Origin of the sequence: Desulfocurvibacter africanus subsp. africanus DSM 2603, from assembly GCF_000422545.1 — a bacterium.
GTDB classification, from domain to species: Bacteria; Desulfobacterota; Desulfovibrionia; order Desulfovibrionales; family Desulfovibrionaceae; genus Desulfocurvibacter; species Desulfocurvibacter africanus.
Window position 1 is genome coordinate 312,630 of sequence record NZ_KE383873.1, and the last position, 15,252, is coordinate 327,881.

The 15,252-nt window shown below is 60.6% G+C and carries 14 protein-coding genes; 6 read left to right on the top strand and 8 right to left on the bottom strand.

The annotated features are described in order from the left end of the window. Positions 1-53: 53 nt before the first annotated feature. The 3 genes from H585_RS21840 to H585_RS0119125 form a co-directional block, all read right to left on the bottom strand. Positions 54-2,426, bottom strand: a complete 2,373-nt coding sequence (locus tag H585_RS21840) for a PAS domain S-box protein (protein WP_244432648.1) — start codon at positions 2,424-2,426, stop codon at positions 54-56. Between the two features lie 240 nt (positions 2,427-2,666). Next, complete coding sequence (locus tag H585_RS0119120; protein WP_014260613.1) at positions 2,667-2,972, bottom strand: AzlD family protein; 306 nt, start codon at positions 2,970-2,972, stop codon at positions 2,667-2,669. Continuing rightward, the gene (locus tag H585_RS0119125) at positions 2,956-3,666 is read right to left on the bottom strand and encodes an AzlC family ABC transporter permease (RefSeq protein WP_014260614.1); all 711 of its coding nucleotides are present in this window, start codon (positions 3,664-3,666) and stop codon (positions 2,956-2,958) included. The genes H585_RS0119120 and H585_RS0119125 overlap by 17 nt, the downstream gene beginning before the upstream one ends. 90 nt (positions 3,667-3,756) lie before the next feature. Between H585_RS0119125 and H585_RS0119130 the strand changes: the two genes are divergently transcribed. Together H585_RS0119130 and mduS are read left to right on the top strand one after the other, a co-directional pair. Continuing rightward, positions 3,757-5,181 (top strand): aminotransferase-like domain-containing protein, encoded by a 1,425-nt coding sequence (locus H585_RS0119130; protein WP_027369009.1) that lies wholly within the window; start codon positions 3,757-3,759, stop codon positions 5,179-5,181. A gap of 286 nt (positions 5,182-5,467) precedes the next feature. Further along, entirely contained in the window at positions 5,468-6,487 is a 1,020-nt protein-coding gene (gene mduS, locus H585_RS0119135; RefSeq protein ID WP_027369010.1) for a methyltransferase domain-containing selenoprotein MduS, read from the top strand. A gap of 182 nt (positions 6,488-6,669) precedes the next feature. Here the strand turns inward: mduS and H585_RS0119140 are convergent, their stop codons facing one another. Next, on the bottom strand, positions 6,670-8,202 hold the full coding sequence (locus tag H585_RS0119140; RefSeq protein ID WP_244432650.1) for a vanadium-dependent haloperoxidase: 1,533 nt from the start codon (positions 8,200-8,202) through the stop codon (positions 6,670-6,672). 811 nt (positions 8,203-9,013) lie between these two features. Then, positions 9,014-9,505 carry a MamS/MamX family magnetosome protein gene (locus H585_RS0119145; protein ID WP_027369012.1) on the bottom strand — a complete coding sequence of 164 codons (492 nt, stop codon included), beginning with the start codon at positions 9,503-9,505 and terminating at the stop codon, positions 9,014-9,016. Between the two features lie 175 nt (positions 9,506-9,680). On the opposite strand from H585_RS0119145, the gene H585_RS0119150 reads away from it, so the two are divergent. Both H585_RS0119150 and H585_RS0119155 read left to right on the top strand, forming a co-directional pair. Further along, entirely contained in the window at positions 9,681-10,613 is a 933-nt protein-coding gene (locus H585_RS0119150; protein ID WP_027369013.1) for a hypothetical protein, read from the top strand. 133 nt (positions 10,614-10,746) lie between these two features. Then, complete coding sequence (locus H585_RS0119155; RefSeq protein WP_027369014.1) at positions 10,747-11,706, top strand: hypothetical protein; 960 nt, start codon at positions 10,747-10,749, stop codon at positions 11,704-11,706. A gap of 2 nt (positions 11,707-11,708) precedes the next feature. On the opposite strand, the gene H585_RS0119160 is transcribed toward H585_RS0119155, so the two are convergent. The 3 genes from H585_RS0119160 to H585_RS0119170 all read right to left on the bottom strand — a co-directional run bounded on the left by H585_RS0119160 (position 11,709) and on the right by H585_RS0119170 (position 13,615). Continuing rightward, positions 11,709-12,488 carry a glycosyltransferase family 2 protein gene (locus tag H585_RS0119160; RefSeq protein WP_027369015.1) on the bottom strand — a complete coding sequence of 260 codons (780 nt, stop codon included), beginning with the start codon at positions 12,486-12,488 and terminating at the stop codon, positions 11,709-11,711. Between the two features lie 188 nt (positions 12,489-12,676). After that, positions 12,677-12,922, bottom strand: a complete 246-nt coding sequence (locus H585_RS0119165; RefSeq protein ID WP_014260622.1) for a hypothetical protein — start codon at positions 12,920-12,922, stop codon at positions 12,677-12,679. A 237-nt stretch (positions 12,923-13,159) separates the two neighbouring features. Next, positions 13,160-13,615: a DUF2914 domain-containing protein gene (locus tag H585_RS0119170; RefSeq protein ID WP_014260623.1), complete on the bottom strand. Its 456-nt coding sequence runs from the start codon at positions 13,613-13,615 to the stop codon at positions 13,160-13,162. Between the two features lie 166 nt (positions 13,616-13,781). On the opposite strand from H585_RS0119170, the gene H585_RS0119175 reads away from it, so the two are divergent. Next, entirely contained in the window at positions 13,782-14,456 is a 675-nt protein-coding gene (locus tag H585_RS0119175) for a histidine phosphatase family protein (RefSeq protein ID WP_027369016.1), read from the top strand. Between the two features lie 113 nt (positions 14,457-14,569). Beyond that, positions 14,570-15,226, top strand: coding sequence for a hypothetical protein (locus tag H585_RS0119180; RefSeq protein ID WP_027369017.1), 657 nt, complete (start codon positions 14,570-14,572; stop codon positions 15,224-15,226). Positions 15,227-15,252 lie beyond the last annotated feature (26 nt).

Here is a 15,252-nt window from a genome sequence, read left to right on the forward strand (position 1 = left end):
CGGGGGGCATATCACTTCTCGCCTGGGGCCTTTCTGCGCAACGCCTATTCAACTTATTCTACGCTTTTTCCAGCCGACCCGATCCGCTCCAGCACCCGGTCCAGCTCTTCCATATCGATGGGCTTGGACAGGTAATCGTCCATGCCGGCGGACATGAATTTCTCCCGGTCTCCCTTGAGGGCATAGGCGGTCAGAGCGACGATGGGTATGCGCGGGTCAGTGCCCGGAACCTTGCCTGCTCGGATGCGCCGGGTCGCCTCCACACCGTTGACCTCCGGCATCTGCACGTCCATGAGCACGAGGTCGAAACGCTCTTTAGCCAGCATATCCAAGGCATCCCTGCCGTTCTCCACGGCCGTGACCACGTGCCCGCGCTCCTTAAGCAGCTCCAAAGCCAGGAAGCGGTTGATCTCGTTGTCTTCTGCAAGCAGGATCTTGAGCGGCCGGAGTTCCGGCTCGGCAGCGGGTTGTGCGGCCATCTCGGGCTTCTCTTCCGGTATTGCAAGTTCGAGCATGACCGAGAAGCTGAACGTGCTGCCCTTGCCGGGTCGGCTTTTGACTGTGATCCGGCCGCCCATGAGATCGATGAGCCCCTTGGTGATGGTCAGTCCAAGCCCCGTACCGCCATGCCTGGTACTTCGCGTCCCGGTGTCGAAGGGCTCGAAGATCGACTCCAGCCTGTTCGCCGGGATGCCGATGCCTGTGTCGCGGATGGAAGCAATGATCTCCACTGGTCCAGGCTTGGCCAAATCCAAATGATCTTCTGCAGTTACCTGCACGGAAACGCTCCCGGCCTCGGTGAACTTGAGGGCATTGCTGATGAGATTGACGAAGATCTGTCGTAGACGCCCCTCGTCGCCAAAAAGACTTGCAGGGACGCGTGGGTCGATCTTGGTCGAGAAGGTGATCCCCTTGCGCTCGGCCTCGATACGCATGGTTTCAAAGAGTCCTTCGAGCATTTCGCGCGGGCTGAAAAAGCTTTTCTCCAGCTCGATGCGCCCCGCCTCGATTTTGGACAGATCGAGAATATCATTGATGATGCCAAGTAGCGAGTCCGCTGACTGCTTGACCATGCCGAGGTAGTCGCGGACCTTGGGCTTGGGCCTCTGCATGAGCGCAAGCTCGGTCAGACCGATGATGCCGTTCATGGGTGTCCTGATCTCGTGGGACATGCTGGCCAGAAATTCGCTCTTGACCCGGTTGGCCCGCTCGGCCTCCCGCTTGGCCTGCGCTAGGTCGGTGATATCGCGGCTCACCGCGAGCACGGTTTTCATTTCGCCATCCCGCCCGACCTCGGGGACGAACCTGATATCGATGAGCTTGATTCCCTGCGGCCCCTCCCAGGCTATTTCGCAGGACTGCTCCTGGCCGGTCGCCAAGGCCTCACGGACTGCCCCTGCGACTCTCTGTTGCATCTCCAGAGATAAGCCTAATATTCCAAGTTTATTGCCGACGATGGCCTGGGCCGGGAGCCTTGTCATCCTCGCGAAGCACGGGTTGACGTAGAGGTAGCGCAGGTCCTTGTCATAACGGACAATCCCATCCGGCGAGTTCTCGACCAGGGCGCGGTAGTGCTCTTCCCGGATGTGCAGGTCGGCCTCGGTCTCCTTGAGCGCCGTCATGTCCCGGCTGATGGACATGACCTGCCTGACCTCACCGTCAGGGGAGCGCAGGGGCGCCATGCGCAACTGGTGGAACTTCCTCTTGCCCGCCGTAGTGAGATAGGTGAAATCGACCGTTACCAGCTCGCCCGTCTCGAAGATCCGCCGGACCCCTTCCTCGAACGAATCGACCATTTCCTGGGTGTAGACCGCACTCTCCGCCTGCAGCTTCCGCAAGGTCTTGCCGACGAGATCATCCCGAGAGAGCCCGGTTTCCATTTCGATAGCCGGGCTTACGTAGACGCGGCGCAGGTCCCGGTCATAGACCGAGATGACGTCGGGTGAGTTCTCGGCCAGGGTGCGGAAGAGATCTTCGCGGAGGTGTAGCTCGGCCTCGTCCTGCTTCCGCCGCGTAATGTCCTCGACCACGGCCAGAAGGAAGAGGGGTTCGCCGTGCTCGTTCCTGGTCAGGGTGGCTGTGAGCATGGCCCAGATGATCCGTCCATCCTTGCGATGGTAGCGCTTTTCCATGCTGAAGCGGTCGATTTCCCCACGCATGAGCTGGTCAATGCGTGCCAGATTCTTCCTCAGATCCTCGGCATGGGTGATCTCCCGCAATGTGCGCTGCGTCAGTTCGTCCGGCGAGTAGCCGAGGATCTCGCACAGGCGCCGGTTGACGCGCAGGAAACGTCCCTCAAGGTCCAGGTGCGCCATGCCCATGGGGGCCTGCTCGAAGGTGGAGCGCTCGGCCTCCCGGCGCTCGTACTCCGCAAGCTTTGCCCGCAGATCCTCGATGATGTGGTCTTTATGCTCCTGTTCGGCCATTGGCGTTCCCCCGGTAAACAGCTCAGGCCGATACAGTATGAGCTGTATGGCATTTTACCAAGGGCGAACTGCAATGAGGAAGGTGCTTCAGGCCGGCAACCAGCTGCGTCAGGCAGGGAAGCACTTGCAGCGGGTCGAGGGGCGTACCCTGTTCGGACTGGTGGACTGGCGAATTGGTGGAATGGCCCCAGCGGGTGGGGTCCAGGCAGGGCTTTGCCCTGCCCGGTTATTACGCGAGACTTATCCGAGCAGCCAGCGGAACAGGAGTACGCTGCCCAGGCCCGAAGCCAGGGCGGGCACGAGTCCGCCGAAGCGGAAGGCCACGGCCAGCGTGACCGCCGAAGCCAAGGCCTCGGCCGGGCCGGCGGTAAACACGGTGGGAGCCACCAGGGCCACGAGAATGGCGCCGGGCAGACCTTTGAGGAAAGCTTCCACTCTGCCGCCCATGGGCAGGCGCGCGGCCAGGGCAGGGCCGAGGGCCCGTGTCGAGTAGGTGGCCAGGGCCATGCCGACAATAGTCAGGAAAGGCTTAATTGCGGCGTCCATGCCTGATCGCCTCCGTGAATCCGCCGGCCATTCCGCCGACAAGGATGTACCATTTGCCCGGCAGGAACTCCGCTGCCGCCACCGCGCACAAGGCCGCCACGGCCCAGGCCGGCAGGTCGCCGCGACCCCGGTACATGCCGGCCAGCAGGGCCAGGAAGCATGCGCAGAACACGAAATCCAGCCCCCAGCGCGCCGGATCGTCCATCTCGGGCACCAGTAGGAAGCCGGCCAGCGTGGCCAGATCCCAGCACAGGTAGAGCAGCACGCCGCTGCCGAGCAGGAAGGACGCCTTGTCACGCACGGGCACGCGCGAGGCTGCGGTCATGGCCCAGCTCTCGTCGATCATCACGAAGTAGGCCAGCATGGCCTTGCCCCTGGAGCAGCCTTCGAACCAACTGGCGGCCGACGCGCCCATGAGCACGTGGCGCAGGTTGACCACCAGCGTCGTGAGCACCACCACGCCCAGGGACATGGACGGCCCCCACATGTCCAGGGCCACGAACTGCGAGGCCCCTGCAAACACCAGCAGGCTCATGAGCCCGCCTTCGGTGAGCGACAGTCCGCCCTGGCGGGCCAGGATGCCGAAAGCCAGTCCGTAGACAGCCACGGCGACTCCCACCCCCAAGCTGGCACGCGCGCCGGCCGTGAAGGCCGCGCTACGGCGAGCTGTTTCCGTCGATACGGTCGTATGCATGACATCCGCGTTCATGGCTTGGAATCAACCATGAAATCTGCTACCTGCACAGATGCAGTTTTTTAAAAAAGCGACCAGGACAGATCGGCCATGAGCAGTGAACAGTTCCTTTATTCCCAGGTCGAGCAGGCCATCGTCGAGCGCATCCGCCGTGGCGCGCTCCTGCCGGGTCAGCGCCTGCCCAGCCTGCGCGCCCTGAGCAGACGCATGGGCATGTCCCTGGCGACCGTGTCCCAGGCCTATGCCGAGTTGGAGCGCAAAGGAATGGTCGAAGCCAGGCCCCGCTCCGGCTACTTCGTGCGTCCGGCCATGCGCGAGCCGAAGCCTCCGGTGTGCAGCCCGTCGTTGGCCTCGACCCCGCGCGAGGTCACGCGCGCCGCGCTCATCCGTAGCGTGCTCGACGCCCTGGGCCGCACGGACCTGTTGCCGCTCGGCGTATCCTTGCCCCAGTCCGAGCTGTTGCCCATCAAGGCTCTGTCGCGTTGCCTGACCGAGGTCATGCGCTCGCGCGCAAGCCGTGCCTTGGACTACGAGCCCGTGACCGGCTACCCCGAGTTGCTGCGCCAGATCGCCATGCTGGACATGGACAATGGCCCGGCCGCGCCCGGTGAACTGGTCATTACCAACGGCGCCATGGAGGCCCTGCACATCGCCTTGCGTTGCGTGACGCGGCCGGGCGACAATGTGATCATTCAGTCGCCCACCTACTACTGTTTCCTGCAACTGCTGGAAAGCCTGCAGCTGCGGGCCATCGAGATACCGTCCTGCCCCGAGGGCGGCATTGATCCAGCCAGCCTGGACCAGGCTCTACGCTCCTTTTCCGTGGCCGCCTGCGTGCTCACACCCAACTTCAACAATCCCGATGGCAGCCTGACCTCCGAGGAGGCCAAGGCAGAGATCGTGGAACTGCTGGCCCGGCGCTCCATCCCGCTCATAGAGGACGAGGTCTATGCCGAGCTGCACTTCGGTCCCAGCCGTCCGCCTTCCTGCGCGCGCTACGATAAGCAAGGTCTGGTACTGACCTGCTCGTCCTTCTCCAAGACCTTGGCCCCGGGCTTCCGTGTGGGCTGGCTGCGGCCCGGCAGCTTCCACGAGCAGGCCCTGGCCGTGAAGATCACCACCAACGTGTGCACGGCCAGCCCCATGCAGATCGCCGTGGCCGAATACTTGCGCTCGGGCGCGTACACCCGCCATCTGCGTCGCCTGCGCCAGCGCTTGGCTGAACAGGCCGCGACCATGCGTCTGGCCATCGGCCGCCATTTTCCGCCCGGCACGCGCGTGACCAGTCCGCGCGGCGGCATGCAGCTGTGGCTGGAACTGCCGGGCGAGGCCGACGGCATCGAATATTTCCGCCGCGCCCGCGCCGAGCGCATCGGCGTATGTCCAGGGAGCATCTTCTCAGCACGGGATGGCTTCCGCAGCTTCGTGCGCATCTGCTGCGGCAACATCTGGTCCGAGGAGATGGAGAAGGGGCTGAAGACCCTGGGCAGGCTGGCCGGGGAGTTGACCGGGTAGGAAGAACCGCAGGCTCACGACCTTCCCAGGAAGCGTCTGTTTCCATGGCATGGGGCCCTGCGGAACGCGCGATGCGTATGCTGCGGGATCTGCTTGTGAACGAGCCTTCGGTATTGCCATAGGGTCGTTATTGCCCCCCTGTAGCTCTAAGGGACTGCTTTTCAAGGGAACGAAAAAGACGGAAGATGAAGTCCGGCCATGGCCAGCGAGCGCAAGCTAGCGGCGATATCAGCAAGTAAGCTTTCCATGAGATGAAAAGAGTCCTCGCCCGAGGCTGGAGGTAGCGGTGTTTGCAAGTTATGCGGTAACAGACCAGCAACAAAACTGGGATGAGGTTTACGGCAAGAACGAGGAGTTCTTCGGGGAGGAGCCGAGCGGTTTTGGCCAGGAGGCGCTTGGCATCTTCCGGCAGAACGGCGTGAAAAGCGTGCTGGAGCTGGGTCCCGGCCAGGGGCGGGATACTCTGTTCTTTGCGGAGAATGGCCTGGAAGTCGTGGGCCTGGACTACTCGCAGCAGTCCGTCGCCGAGTTGAGCGCCAAGGCACAGGCGCGGGCGCTTTCAGCGCGCATCAAAGCCCAGCCCCACGATGTGCGCCAGCCGATCCCCTTCCCGGATGGGAGCTTCGACGCCTGCTATTCGCACATGCTGTTGTGCATGCACCTGAGCAGGCAGGAAATCGCCTTTGCCTTGCGGGAAATCCATCGCGTGCTGCGTGCGGGCGGATTGGCCGTCTATTCGGTACGCAGTATCTTCGACAAACATTACGGAGTCGGTCGCCATCTGGGCGAGCAGATATACGAGATAGGCGGCTTCGTCGTTCACTTCTTCAGCGAGGAGATGATCCGCCGCTTTGCCCGAGGGTTTGAAATCGTACAAATCGGCCGCATGGAGGAGGGCAGTCTTCCCCGCGACCTGTTCACCGTGTACCTGAGAAAGACCGGCCCCATTGAGGGCACGGACGAGGAGAATGCCATGCCGGACCTGTCCGCACTGTTTCAAAGCTTTTTCAACGCCACCTACGGCAGTGGCGCTTTGGACAAGAAAACGAAGTTCCTCATCGCCCTTGGAGCCTCGCTGGCGGCTGGCTGTGATCCCTGCGCGCAATTTGCCCTGGCGGGCGCGAAGGAAGCCGGAGCTTCCCAGGATGAGCTTGATGAAACAGCCGCCGTGGCCATGACGATCCAGGCGACACGCATCCGCAACACCCTCGGGCGCGTAACCCAGGCGGTAGTGGGGCCCTCGGAACCCTCGGATTCGTTCGGGATCGCGGCGGCTCCCCTTGCGGAGCAGCCCGGACGTAGCTGAGGCAAATAGGCCGCTTCGGTTGAAGCGGAAAAAGCATAAGGCGCAGTCGCTGAAAGGTGGCTGCGCCTTATGTCTACCTTATGCTGACGGGTCCAAGTCGGACAGTTCAGCCTTGAAGGCGTTTTGCCCCAAGAAACGGGAAGGCCTTTGCCTCCCCGATTCTTGTGCGCATCGAACTTTCGTCACTCGCTCGGCTTGAGAGTGCGCTCGAACACATAGTCCGCCACCTGCCTGCCTTGGACAATGCCCTCGGTACTGTCGAATCCCCAGTGCACACCAAGATAGATCCGACTCAGGCCGTTTTCCTCCTCGGCCTCGGAAAGCGACGAATAGTGCCGCGGAGCGTACGGCCGTACGCTTCCGTCGTTGTCCGTGGTCACGCCGTTGAGTTCATCGGATACGAAGGTGAAGGCGATGTCATCGGTGCCGTAGAAATGGCGCAACATCTGGAAGAGAGTTCCCCCGAAGCAGGCATGCCCGGACGGGTAGGACGGGAAGGGCGGCGTGAAGTCGGGCTCTTCGGGGAGGTTGCTCGCCGGAGCGCCAAGCGGGGTGAAGGTCGGGTCTCCGCTTGTCTCGGGGTTGCCGTCGCCGGCGCCGCTGGGGCCGGTGCCCGGATCGGCCTCGCGGATTCCGTTCACCGGACGCCAGAACTCGTAGAACCACTTGCAATCCCAAGCCGCGATGGCCGCGTCGGCAAAGCCAACGTTCACCAGGGCCAGAAGGCGCGCGAGCTCGATGCCGTCCGCACTCATGGTCTCGGCAATGGTCAGAGCGATCTGGTTGTATTGCCGTGGCGGCGAACCCAGTCCAGGGGTTTTGTCGTAGGCCCAGAATATGCCCGCAAGGGTCTGGTCTTCGGTTCGCTGCGTGGGAGTAACGACGCCGTCCCCGCCCAAACTCTTCACCTCGTTGAAAGCTTGCGCATACTCCCAGCTATCCAACGCGGGTGGCGGCAACGACCGGAATTGGTCGGCCGAGGCCAGGACGAACGGCCTGACCTGATGCCAATACATGCCTATGCAGTACGGAAATTGGCTGATGGGATCCTGTCGCCACTGGCCCGGTTGGTGGCCCGGCTTGTAGTCCTCCCCGTAGAGAGGCTCGTCATGTTGCGAGCCGTCGTTCTCCCGCTCCTCCAGGATCGCCGTGGCCGCGCACTGTCCGAGTTCGATACCGGCCGCCTTGGCGGAGCCGTCCTGGTCCTTGATCCCCTCGATGTCTGTGGCGAGCAGCGCGTCAAGGCGCTCCAGTTGTCTTGGGTAGAGGGCGATGAGTGTGTCGTGCGCCGCCTGCGCTACGGCAGCCTCCAGGGATATGCCTCCAGCAGAGGCATGGCGGGGCGCTGGGGGCAGGTCGGTGTAGCATTGATAGCCGCCCATGATGGCGTTCACCGCGTCGAAGATCGCGATATGCACGATGGCCAGGGCCCGACTCGTTCGCGCCGGCCCGAACTGATCCCCGAATACAAGATCCTCCTCCTCTTCGACATAGGAGTGGTCGACGACCACGGCATCGAGCGCGATGGCATTCCAGTGTCGAACCGCATTGAGCGCCGCCTTGGAGGCGTGCGCCTCTTCGGTGGACGTTCCCGAGTGCTTATGTGCAGTCCCCTGAACTCCGCCTGCATGGGCCTGGACAGCCAAGATCAGAGCAAGGATGGCCCATATGGTAACTATCAGTCCTCTTGTGAGGATCATTCGCAAATAAGACATGTTGAAGGCCGGATGGTAAATGCCGCCAAACAGGTCTATGGCGGTAAATATAGGTTCAGAGAGATAAGAAAATATACTCTTGCAATGCATTACAATTCCTCCTTCAATTGCAATCTAATTATTAAAATTACCTCCCACTTAGTTCCGAACGCCGTATAGCAAGGTAGGATATATTATTAACGAAGGAGTGGAATGTGAAACTTGTGCCACCTGCCGGCCAAATTGAACGTCTATAGAATAGATCTGGTCGCAGACTGCCTATGGAATCCGCGGATTCCGGCTCCAGGTGATCGATCGTGGGGCCTTTCGCTGTTCAGGAAAGCCCTTCCATTAGAAGTGTTTAATATTAAAGCAGCTTGCATTTGAACTAAGAGAGGGCGGTGCCATCCCCAGGTCCACTCGCCAAGGAAATGATTTCCCTGGAACCTCATTTCATTTGCAAACTGATTTAGCGTGTACGGCGCCGGGAATGCTGAGGGCTTACGGCCCATCAGTGGCAGGCCGCCAGCTACCTACACGGGTCGGTCTTCGTGCAAGAGGCCCGAATGGCCGATAGTAAAGCTGCGTGCCAACTGAATGGGGAAGCAGAGAATGATTTCCGGCTCTTATGCATGTGCGCTGTGATTGCCCTGCGGGCCATGGCGGTAAGCTTGGGACTTGGATGGATTTCTGGTATAATTTAAGTTGTTGCCGAGGGGCCTCGGAGAGAATCCAGGCCTGCGGCGGACATAAAATTACGAAACAAAGACAATCGCCCGCAAGCCCTTGGGCACGAGGGGCTGAGCGGGTATCGCCCTTAGGTGCGCGCCCCTTAGTCCTCCAGCGTCTCTTCGATCATTTCGGCGCGATCAAGATCCCAGTAGGGCGCGCCGTGGCTCGTGGAGCGCAGCTTGAGTTCGAAGATCTCGGCGTTGCGGACCTTGGACGCCATGAACACGGATTGGCCCGCGATGGTGGCGAACGCGCCCTTGAGCTTGAGGTTCGCGCCAGGATGGATGACCTCGGGCAGAAAACCTACGTAGGTTTCGGGACCGAGGTGCGCGGTCACGGTCTTGCCGTCCCTGGTGCGCAGCTTGGCGGCCAAGCCTGGGCTCATGCCCGGCAAAGGCCGGATATTTTCGTAACCGAGCAGTTCGCCCTTCAGGGTCTCGTGTTTGGCGGGATTATAGTGCCGGTCGTAGACCCCGTCTTTTTCCCAGCCCGGCGCGGGCGCGAACTCCAGGGCCGGCGCAGACGCAGAGGCTGCCAAGACGAGCAGTAGGGCCGAGACGAGGCTGACGTTGAAACGGGAAATGGCTGGCATGGCGCGACTCCCTGACCTGAGGTGCCATGTGGCCATGTGGCCACGTGGTCATGGTGCTGAGCATAGCCCAGAGCCGCCGCGCTGAATAGTCTGCGGCGGCGCTTCTTGTGACTCGCGCGGGGTTGCCGTATGCTCCGATTTCATGCCCCTTTATCCCTTGGAATCCGGAGAGACAATGGCCCAGGATGTACGCACGAGATATGGGACGCTGTTAGGCGCGACTTTCGCGGTTTTTCATGGCAACGGCTCGCCCAGCGAGATCTGGCCGGGGCAGGCCAGCCCTCTGGAGACGCCTCTTGGCCGTCTCGTGCCGCAGCACACGGGCGAGGACCTGCGCAAGCCCAGGGTCGAGCCGGTGACGTTCCATCCGGACGGCACGCTCAGATCATTGCCGCTGGAAACTCAGACGCGCGTATCTACGCCACTGGGCGAAATCCCGGCGGAATTGGTGAGTTTCCATCCGTCCGGGACCGTGCGGCGGGTCTTTCCGCTCAACGGCAAACTCTCGGGCCCCTGGACCTGGGAGGACGAGCAGCGGCTGGCCGAGCCTTTGGCCCTGAAAACTCCCGCCGGTCGCGTGGAGGCCAGGCTGATTTGCGTGCACTTTCATCCGTCCGGCGCATTACGCAGCCTGACCCTGTGGCGTGGCGAGGAAGTGGAGGTGGACAGCCCCTTGGGCCGGGTAAAGGCACGGCTGGGGCTGGCTTTTCACGAAAATGGCGCATTGCGCTCCTTGGAGCCGGCCGAACCCTTGGCCGTGCCCACGCCCATCGGCACGCTCAGAGCTTTCGACAGCGACGCGCTGGGCGTGAGCGGCGATGCGAACTCACTGGTCTTCGCCCCTGACGGAAAGCTGGAGGAGTTGGCCAGTGTGGATTGCGCCGTGGCTGTATCTTGCGGCGGCCAAGGCCGACGCTTTGCTCCGGGCAAGCGGCAAAACCTGTGCGAAGAGAACGTCGTGGATCCCGTGCCCCTGCGCCTGCGCTTTGAAAGCGGCCTGGTTCGCATCGGCGACGACGAGGCCCTCGAGCTGGACCGCTGCACCTTCCGGGTCGAGCGGCAGATCTTCGCGCTTTTCTCCGATTTTCAAGGCGCGCGCGGCTGTTGAGCTTAGAGAGAGCAACCCTCTAGTCACCTTTGCGATTTCGCGGCTTGCAGGGTAAGGGGGTGCGAGACCGCGCTTGCTCGCTTGCTCCAAGTGAGCCCGCGAGAACTTTCTAGATCTGGGCGAGAGGATGCCAATGAGCTTGCTTCCGGACCTGAACATCAGGTTTCTTACCAACTATATCAAATGCAATTACAGCTGTCCCTATTGCATTGTCGGGTCCATGAAAGGTGACCCGAGATATGATGTATTCAATGAGAACGCGTTAAGCAGAATTGCCACGCATATTACGCAAATCGAAAGCAGAATTAACATCAGATTGGGCGTATTGGGCGAATTCTTCCTGAGCTCGGCGTTGGTGGGCGTTGCGGAACAGCTTTCGCACGCGCCCAATATTAAGACCCTGAATTTGATCACCAACCTCAGCTTTCCATTCAAAAAATACTCCGACGATCTCAAGAACTTCGATCAATCCAAGTTGGGCCTAGTGGCCAGCCTGCATCCGACTGAAATCAAGGATTTCGAGGCTTGGTTCGATACGGCGCGGCGTCTTAACGAGCTTGTTGATTTCTCTGTCGCGCTGGTCGCCTACCCCCCGCTCATCCCCACACTGCCAACCCTCGTCTCCAAGCTTGGCGAACTCGGTATACACGCCTTCGTGCAGGGTTTTGTCGGCAAATTCAATGACCGCGAGTATCCGTTTTCATACAGCGCGGAGGAGCAGAGAATCCTGCGCACGATTTCGACATCTCGCCACGATTATGCATATTTCGTGGAGGCTAAACGCGCAGGGCTTTGCAATGCCGGCCATAAAAGCGTTTTCGTGGACATCACCGGCCAGGTCCGGCCTTGCGGAATGGGGCGAGGAGGGGAATCGCTCGGCAACTTCCTGCAAAGCCCCGGCTTGCGTTTGTACGACGCTCCGAGGCCCTGCACCAGAAAGACGTGTTTTTGCGATACGGAAAACATCAATACTGTTTCATTCGAGACCCACTACGCACACACCGGGCCCAATCAGCATAAATTCATGTACCGCTTCGCCGAGCTGGCCGCCGAGAACCCGGAATACGGGGAATGGTCCATCAGATATCCTTGACTTCAGGCGGGCAGGAAAGGGGCGAATCTGGCCACGACTGCCTGCTTGACCAGATTGCGTCCTAGCTCTTTCTCGAGCCAGTCGCGATTCTTATACAGCGTGGCAAGCGTCCAATAGAGATGATCCTCGGGACCCGTATTGGAGCCACCACCTGGATGTCTTCTCCAGGCGAGCCCCGGGACGTTGCTGGCTTTCCATATGGCGCCCGCGCGAAACAGCCGCAGCTTGAAATCCCAGTCCTCATACAGGGCCGCCTTGTGGTCGAACCCACCCGACTCGAGATAGATTTTTTTTGAAAACAGCATGTCCCGAGGCAGGGGGAAGGCTCGCAGCACGAATCCGGAAAGCTGGTCCAATCTTGACAGGGCGTTCAGGAACTCGAAATCCATAATCTTGAGCACCCGCCCTTCCAAGTCCACCCAATGAAATGCTGAACAAGCCACGCATTGCCCGCCATGCGCCCTGACCAATGCCGCCTCGGAAGAGATCTTGTCCGGGTAGTAATAGTCATCGCCATCCAGTGTGCTGACGAAATCCCCCTGGCAGTCACGAATAGCCAAGTCCCTGTTTGCGGATGTCCCGAGATTGGATTCCCTGAGTATCCCCCTTACGCGGGAATTCGCACTGGCCCAGGCCTGGATTATGTCCCTGGACGAATCCGTGGAGCCATCATCGGCTATGATGATCTCATGCAAGTCGAAATTTTGCGCAACAACACTGGCAATAGCCTTGTGCAGCCACTTTTCGCTGTTGAAGCTGACGATCACGCAGGAGACTTTCATGGTAGATCGGTATGCTGCAATATTTTGGCGTGCTCAACTACATGGCTTGAGACTCGAGTCCAGAAACTCCATTCCATCAGTGATCTGGCAATAACCTTGCCCCTTCGGTGATTCGTAGTAGCGACAAAATTCAGCGGAAGGAATTCGTAGCCGCCACATCGTCACATCGCGGCGGTTCGTGACAACCTCTAACGCTTGGTGACGAAGCCCACCAAGAAGAGCGCTGCGCCCACGCCAGCAAGAATAAAGCCGTATTCGTTGAAGAACAACGCAAGCTGCGTCTGCCAGGGCACATCGCTGCCCAGCTTGCCAAGAACCGTGCCCAGGATGCCTCTGCCGGGATGTTTTTGCAGGTAATCCTCGGCCAGGAAGCGGCCGAGGATGCCGATGATCGCCACAAGGATTCCCACGCCCACAAGTCGCTTTTTGTTCATGATGTCCTTCTTGATATAGTGCGCTAATCGGCCGCCTGGACTTGTCTTCCCGGGAGCCTTGGCAATAAGTTCATGAAGTCCGGGTATGCCGTGTCCGCCCTGTGACAGGTCAAGTCGGGAAACCCTAAATTGGTATCATGCTCGTTATCATGGCCTGTACGGAGCGCAAAGCGTGCAGGCGGGGCGTATCTTACACCACCCTGGCGCCGCACCAGCCTTATCGACCCGAGTGCAGGACTACTTTACCTGGAAGGCTTCCTGGTAAAGGATATTGTTCGGATCGGCGGCAGTGGTCACGGTCACGCGCCACATACCCTCGGAGACCCCGGGCATAAGGCTTGTGGTGCTCCAGGTGCGGAATCCGTCGCTTGGGTGTATCCGCAACTCGATTTCGGTCATGGGGTGCAGATCCGGTCCGAGTTCGGCCACGTCAGGATTCTCCTTGTACCAGGAATGCACCACCACGGTTTCCTCGGATGCTTTGATCTTGGTCCATAAGAAAATCTGTCCGGTCTTGCCTGCTTCCACCACGGGCAGCATGGATTGGTCGGTTGAGGTGATGAGGTCCACTGGCTCTCGATTCACAACATCCTCGCATAGAGCGGCCTCGACAACCAGGACCTGGGCGAATGCGGGACAAGTCGTCAGCACCATCGCAAGGATCGCGGCAAAGAGCACAATGGACTTTCTCATGTCGTCCCTCCCGTGGGGTTGTCAGCTTTGATTCTTATTGTGTAGTAACCATACAAGCAGCCCAAGGACATGTCAAAAATCATCCTGCAACATACCATGCCCTCGCGAGAGCATATCTTGGACGCTGCTTGCCAGCAATGCTCCGGGATACTGCCGGACGCGGTCAATGCACAACATAGGTCATGAGATCTGGCTCATTCGCCATGGCCAAAGCATGGCTAATGCGGGCGAGATGACCACTGCTCCAGGCTCGGCCGGCTTGACCGATCTGGGTAGGCGTCAGGCCGCCATGATCGCCAAGGCCATCCCCAGGAAGCCGGAGCGTATCATCGTCAGCCCGTATGATCGCACCCGCCAGACCGCCAGGCCGAGCATGGCGCGTTTCCCGGACACGGCCGTGGAGGAATGGCCGCTGCAGGAGTTCACCTACCTCTTGCCTGCGAAATACAACGGCACGACTCTGGAGCAGCGCAGGCCCATGGAAAACGAATACTGGAGCAGGCTAGATCCAGCCTATGTGGAAGGTCGGGGCACCGAGAGCTTCCTGGGCATGCTCGATCGGGTGGAAGCCGCCTGGGAGCGGCTCAGGCAAATGCAGGGATTCACGCTGCTCTTCAGCCATGGGCAGATCATACGCGCCTTTTTCATGCTGCTCTTCGAGGGCTTTCTTGATTACCGCCAGGACACTGGACGGGCCATGAGCATGTTTCTGGGGTTGCGCACGGGGCTGTTCATTCCCAATGGCTCGATTATGAGGATCGTTCTGTCCGAGGAGAACGCGGTTCCAGTGCTCAGCCCCTTGTCCATGGCGCATATCCCGCCCGAGCTGCGCTCGCGTTGAGCTGCCTGATCGCCTGCTCCTCCTTGCCTTTTGCCGCGGATCATGGCCTAACATGGAGTTTCGCAGCCTGTGTGCGGCGCGAACCCACAACGCGAGCCCATTAAGGAGGAGCCATGGTCACACGCAGGATTGGAAATGCTTACGACAGCCTGGACGAGGAGACCCGGCGCTGGATGCTTGTGGAACTGGACGAGGACGAGCAGGGCGGCGTCCTGTACTATCCCCCGCTGCTCACGGACCGAGGACGCGAGGAGTACAGATGGTTGCTGCGCGAAGCCCTCAAACATCACGATGACGCCTGGCTGGCTCACGGCCTGGACAAGCCGGGCCTGTTGCGCATCGAAGAGGCCGATTCCGGAGCCGTGGGCCTGACACAACGCAAGCGGTACGGGACTCACGAGAGGAAACGCATAGAGAAGCCCAACTCGGAGGTCATGGGCAGGAGCCCGGACGCGGTCCCCACAGATGTCATCGAGAACATGGCCGCGGACGAGTTCAACCGCTACTACTCCCGCGGCGTCTGCCGCCGGGTGCTGGAGTCGGGCCTGGGCCAGGTGGAGATTTACAAGATAGAGGCCGGCGCCAACCTGCACCTGTCCTATCCGGTGCCCGGCTCGGAGAACGCGGACCATGCCCGCGAGGTCGAGCTCGGCCGGGGCATCGATGCCGATTACCTGCTCGGCATGCTGCGCCGCAATCCCGAGGATGAGACGGGTGAGGCCTTGCCCGGCGCACCCGGCTCGGGCCTCAGTGTACGTTTGCCGGCCTGATCCTGCCTCGAAGGGCTGGAAGTAGT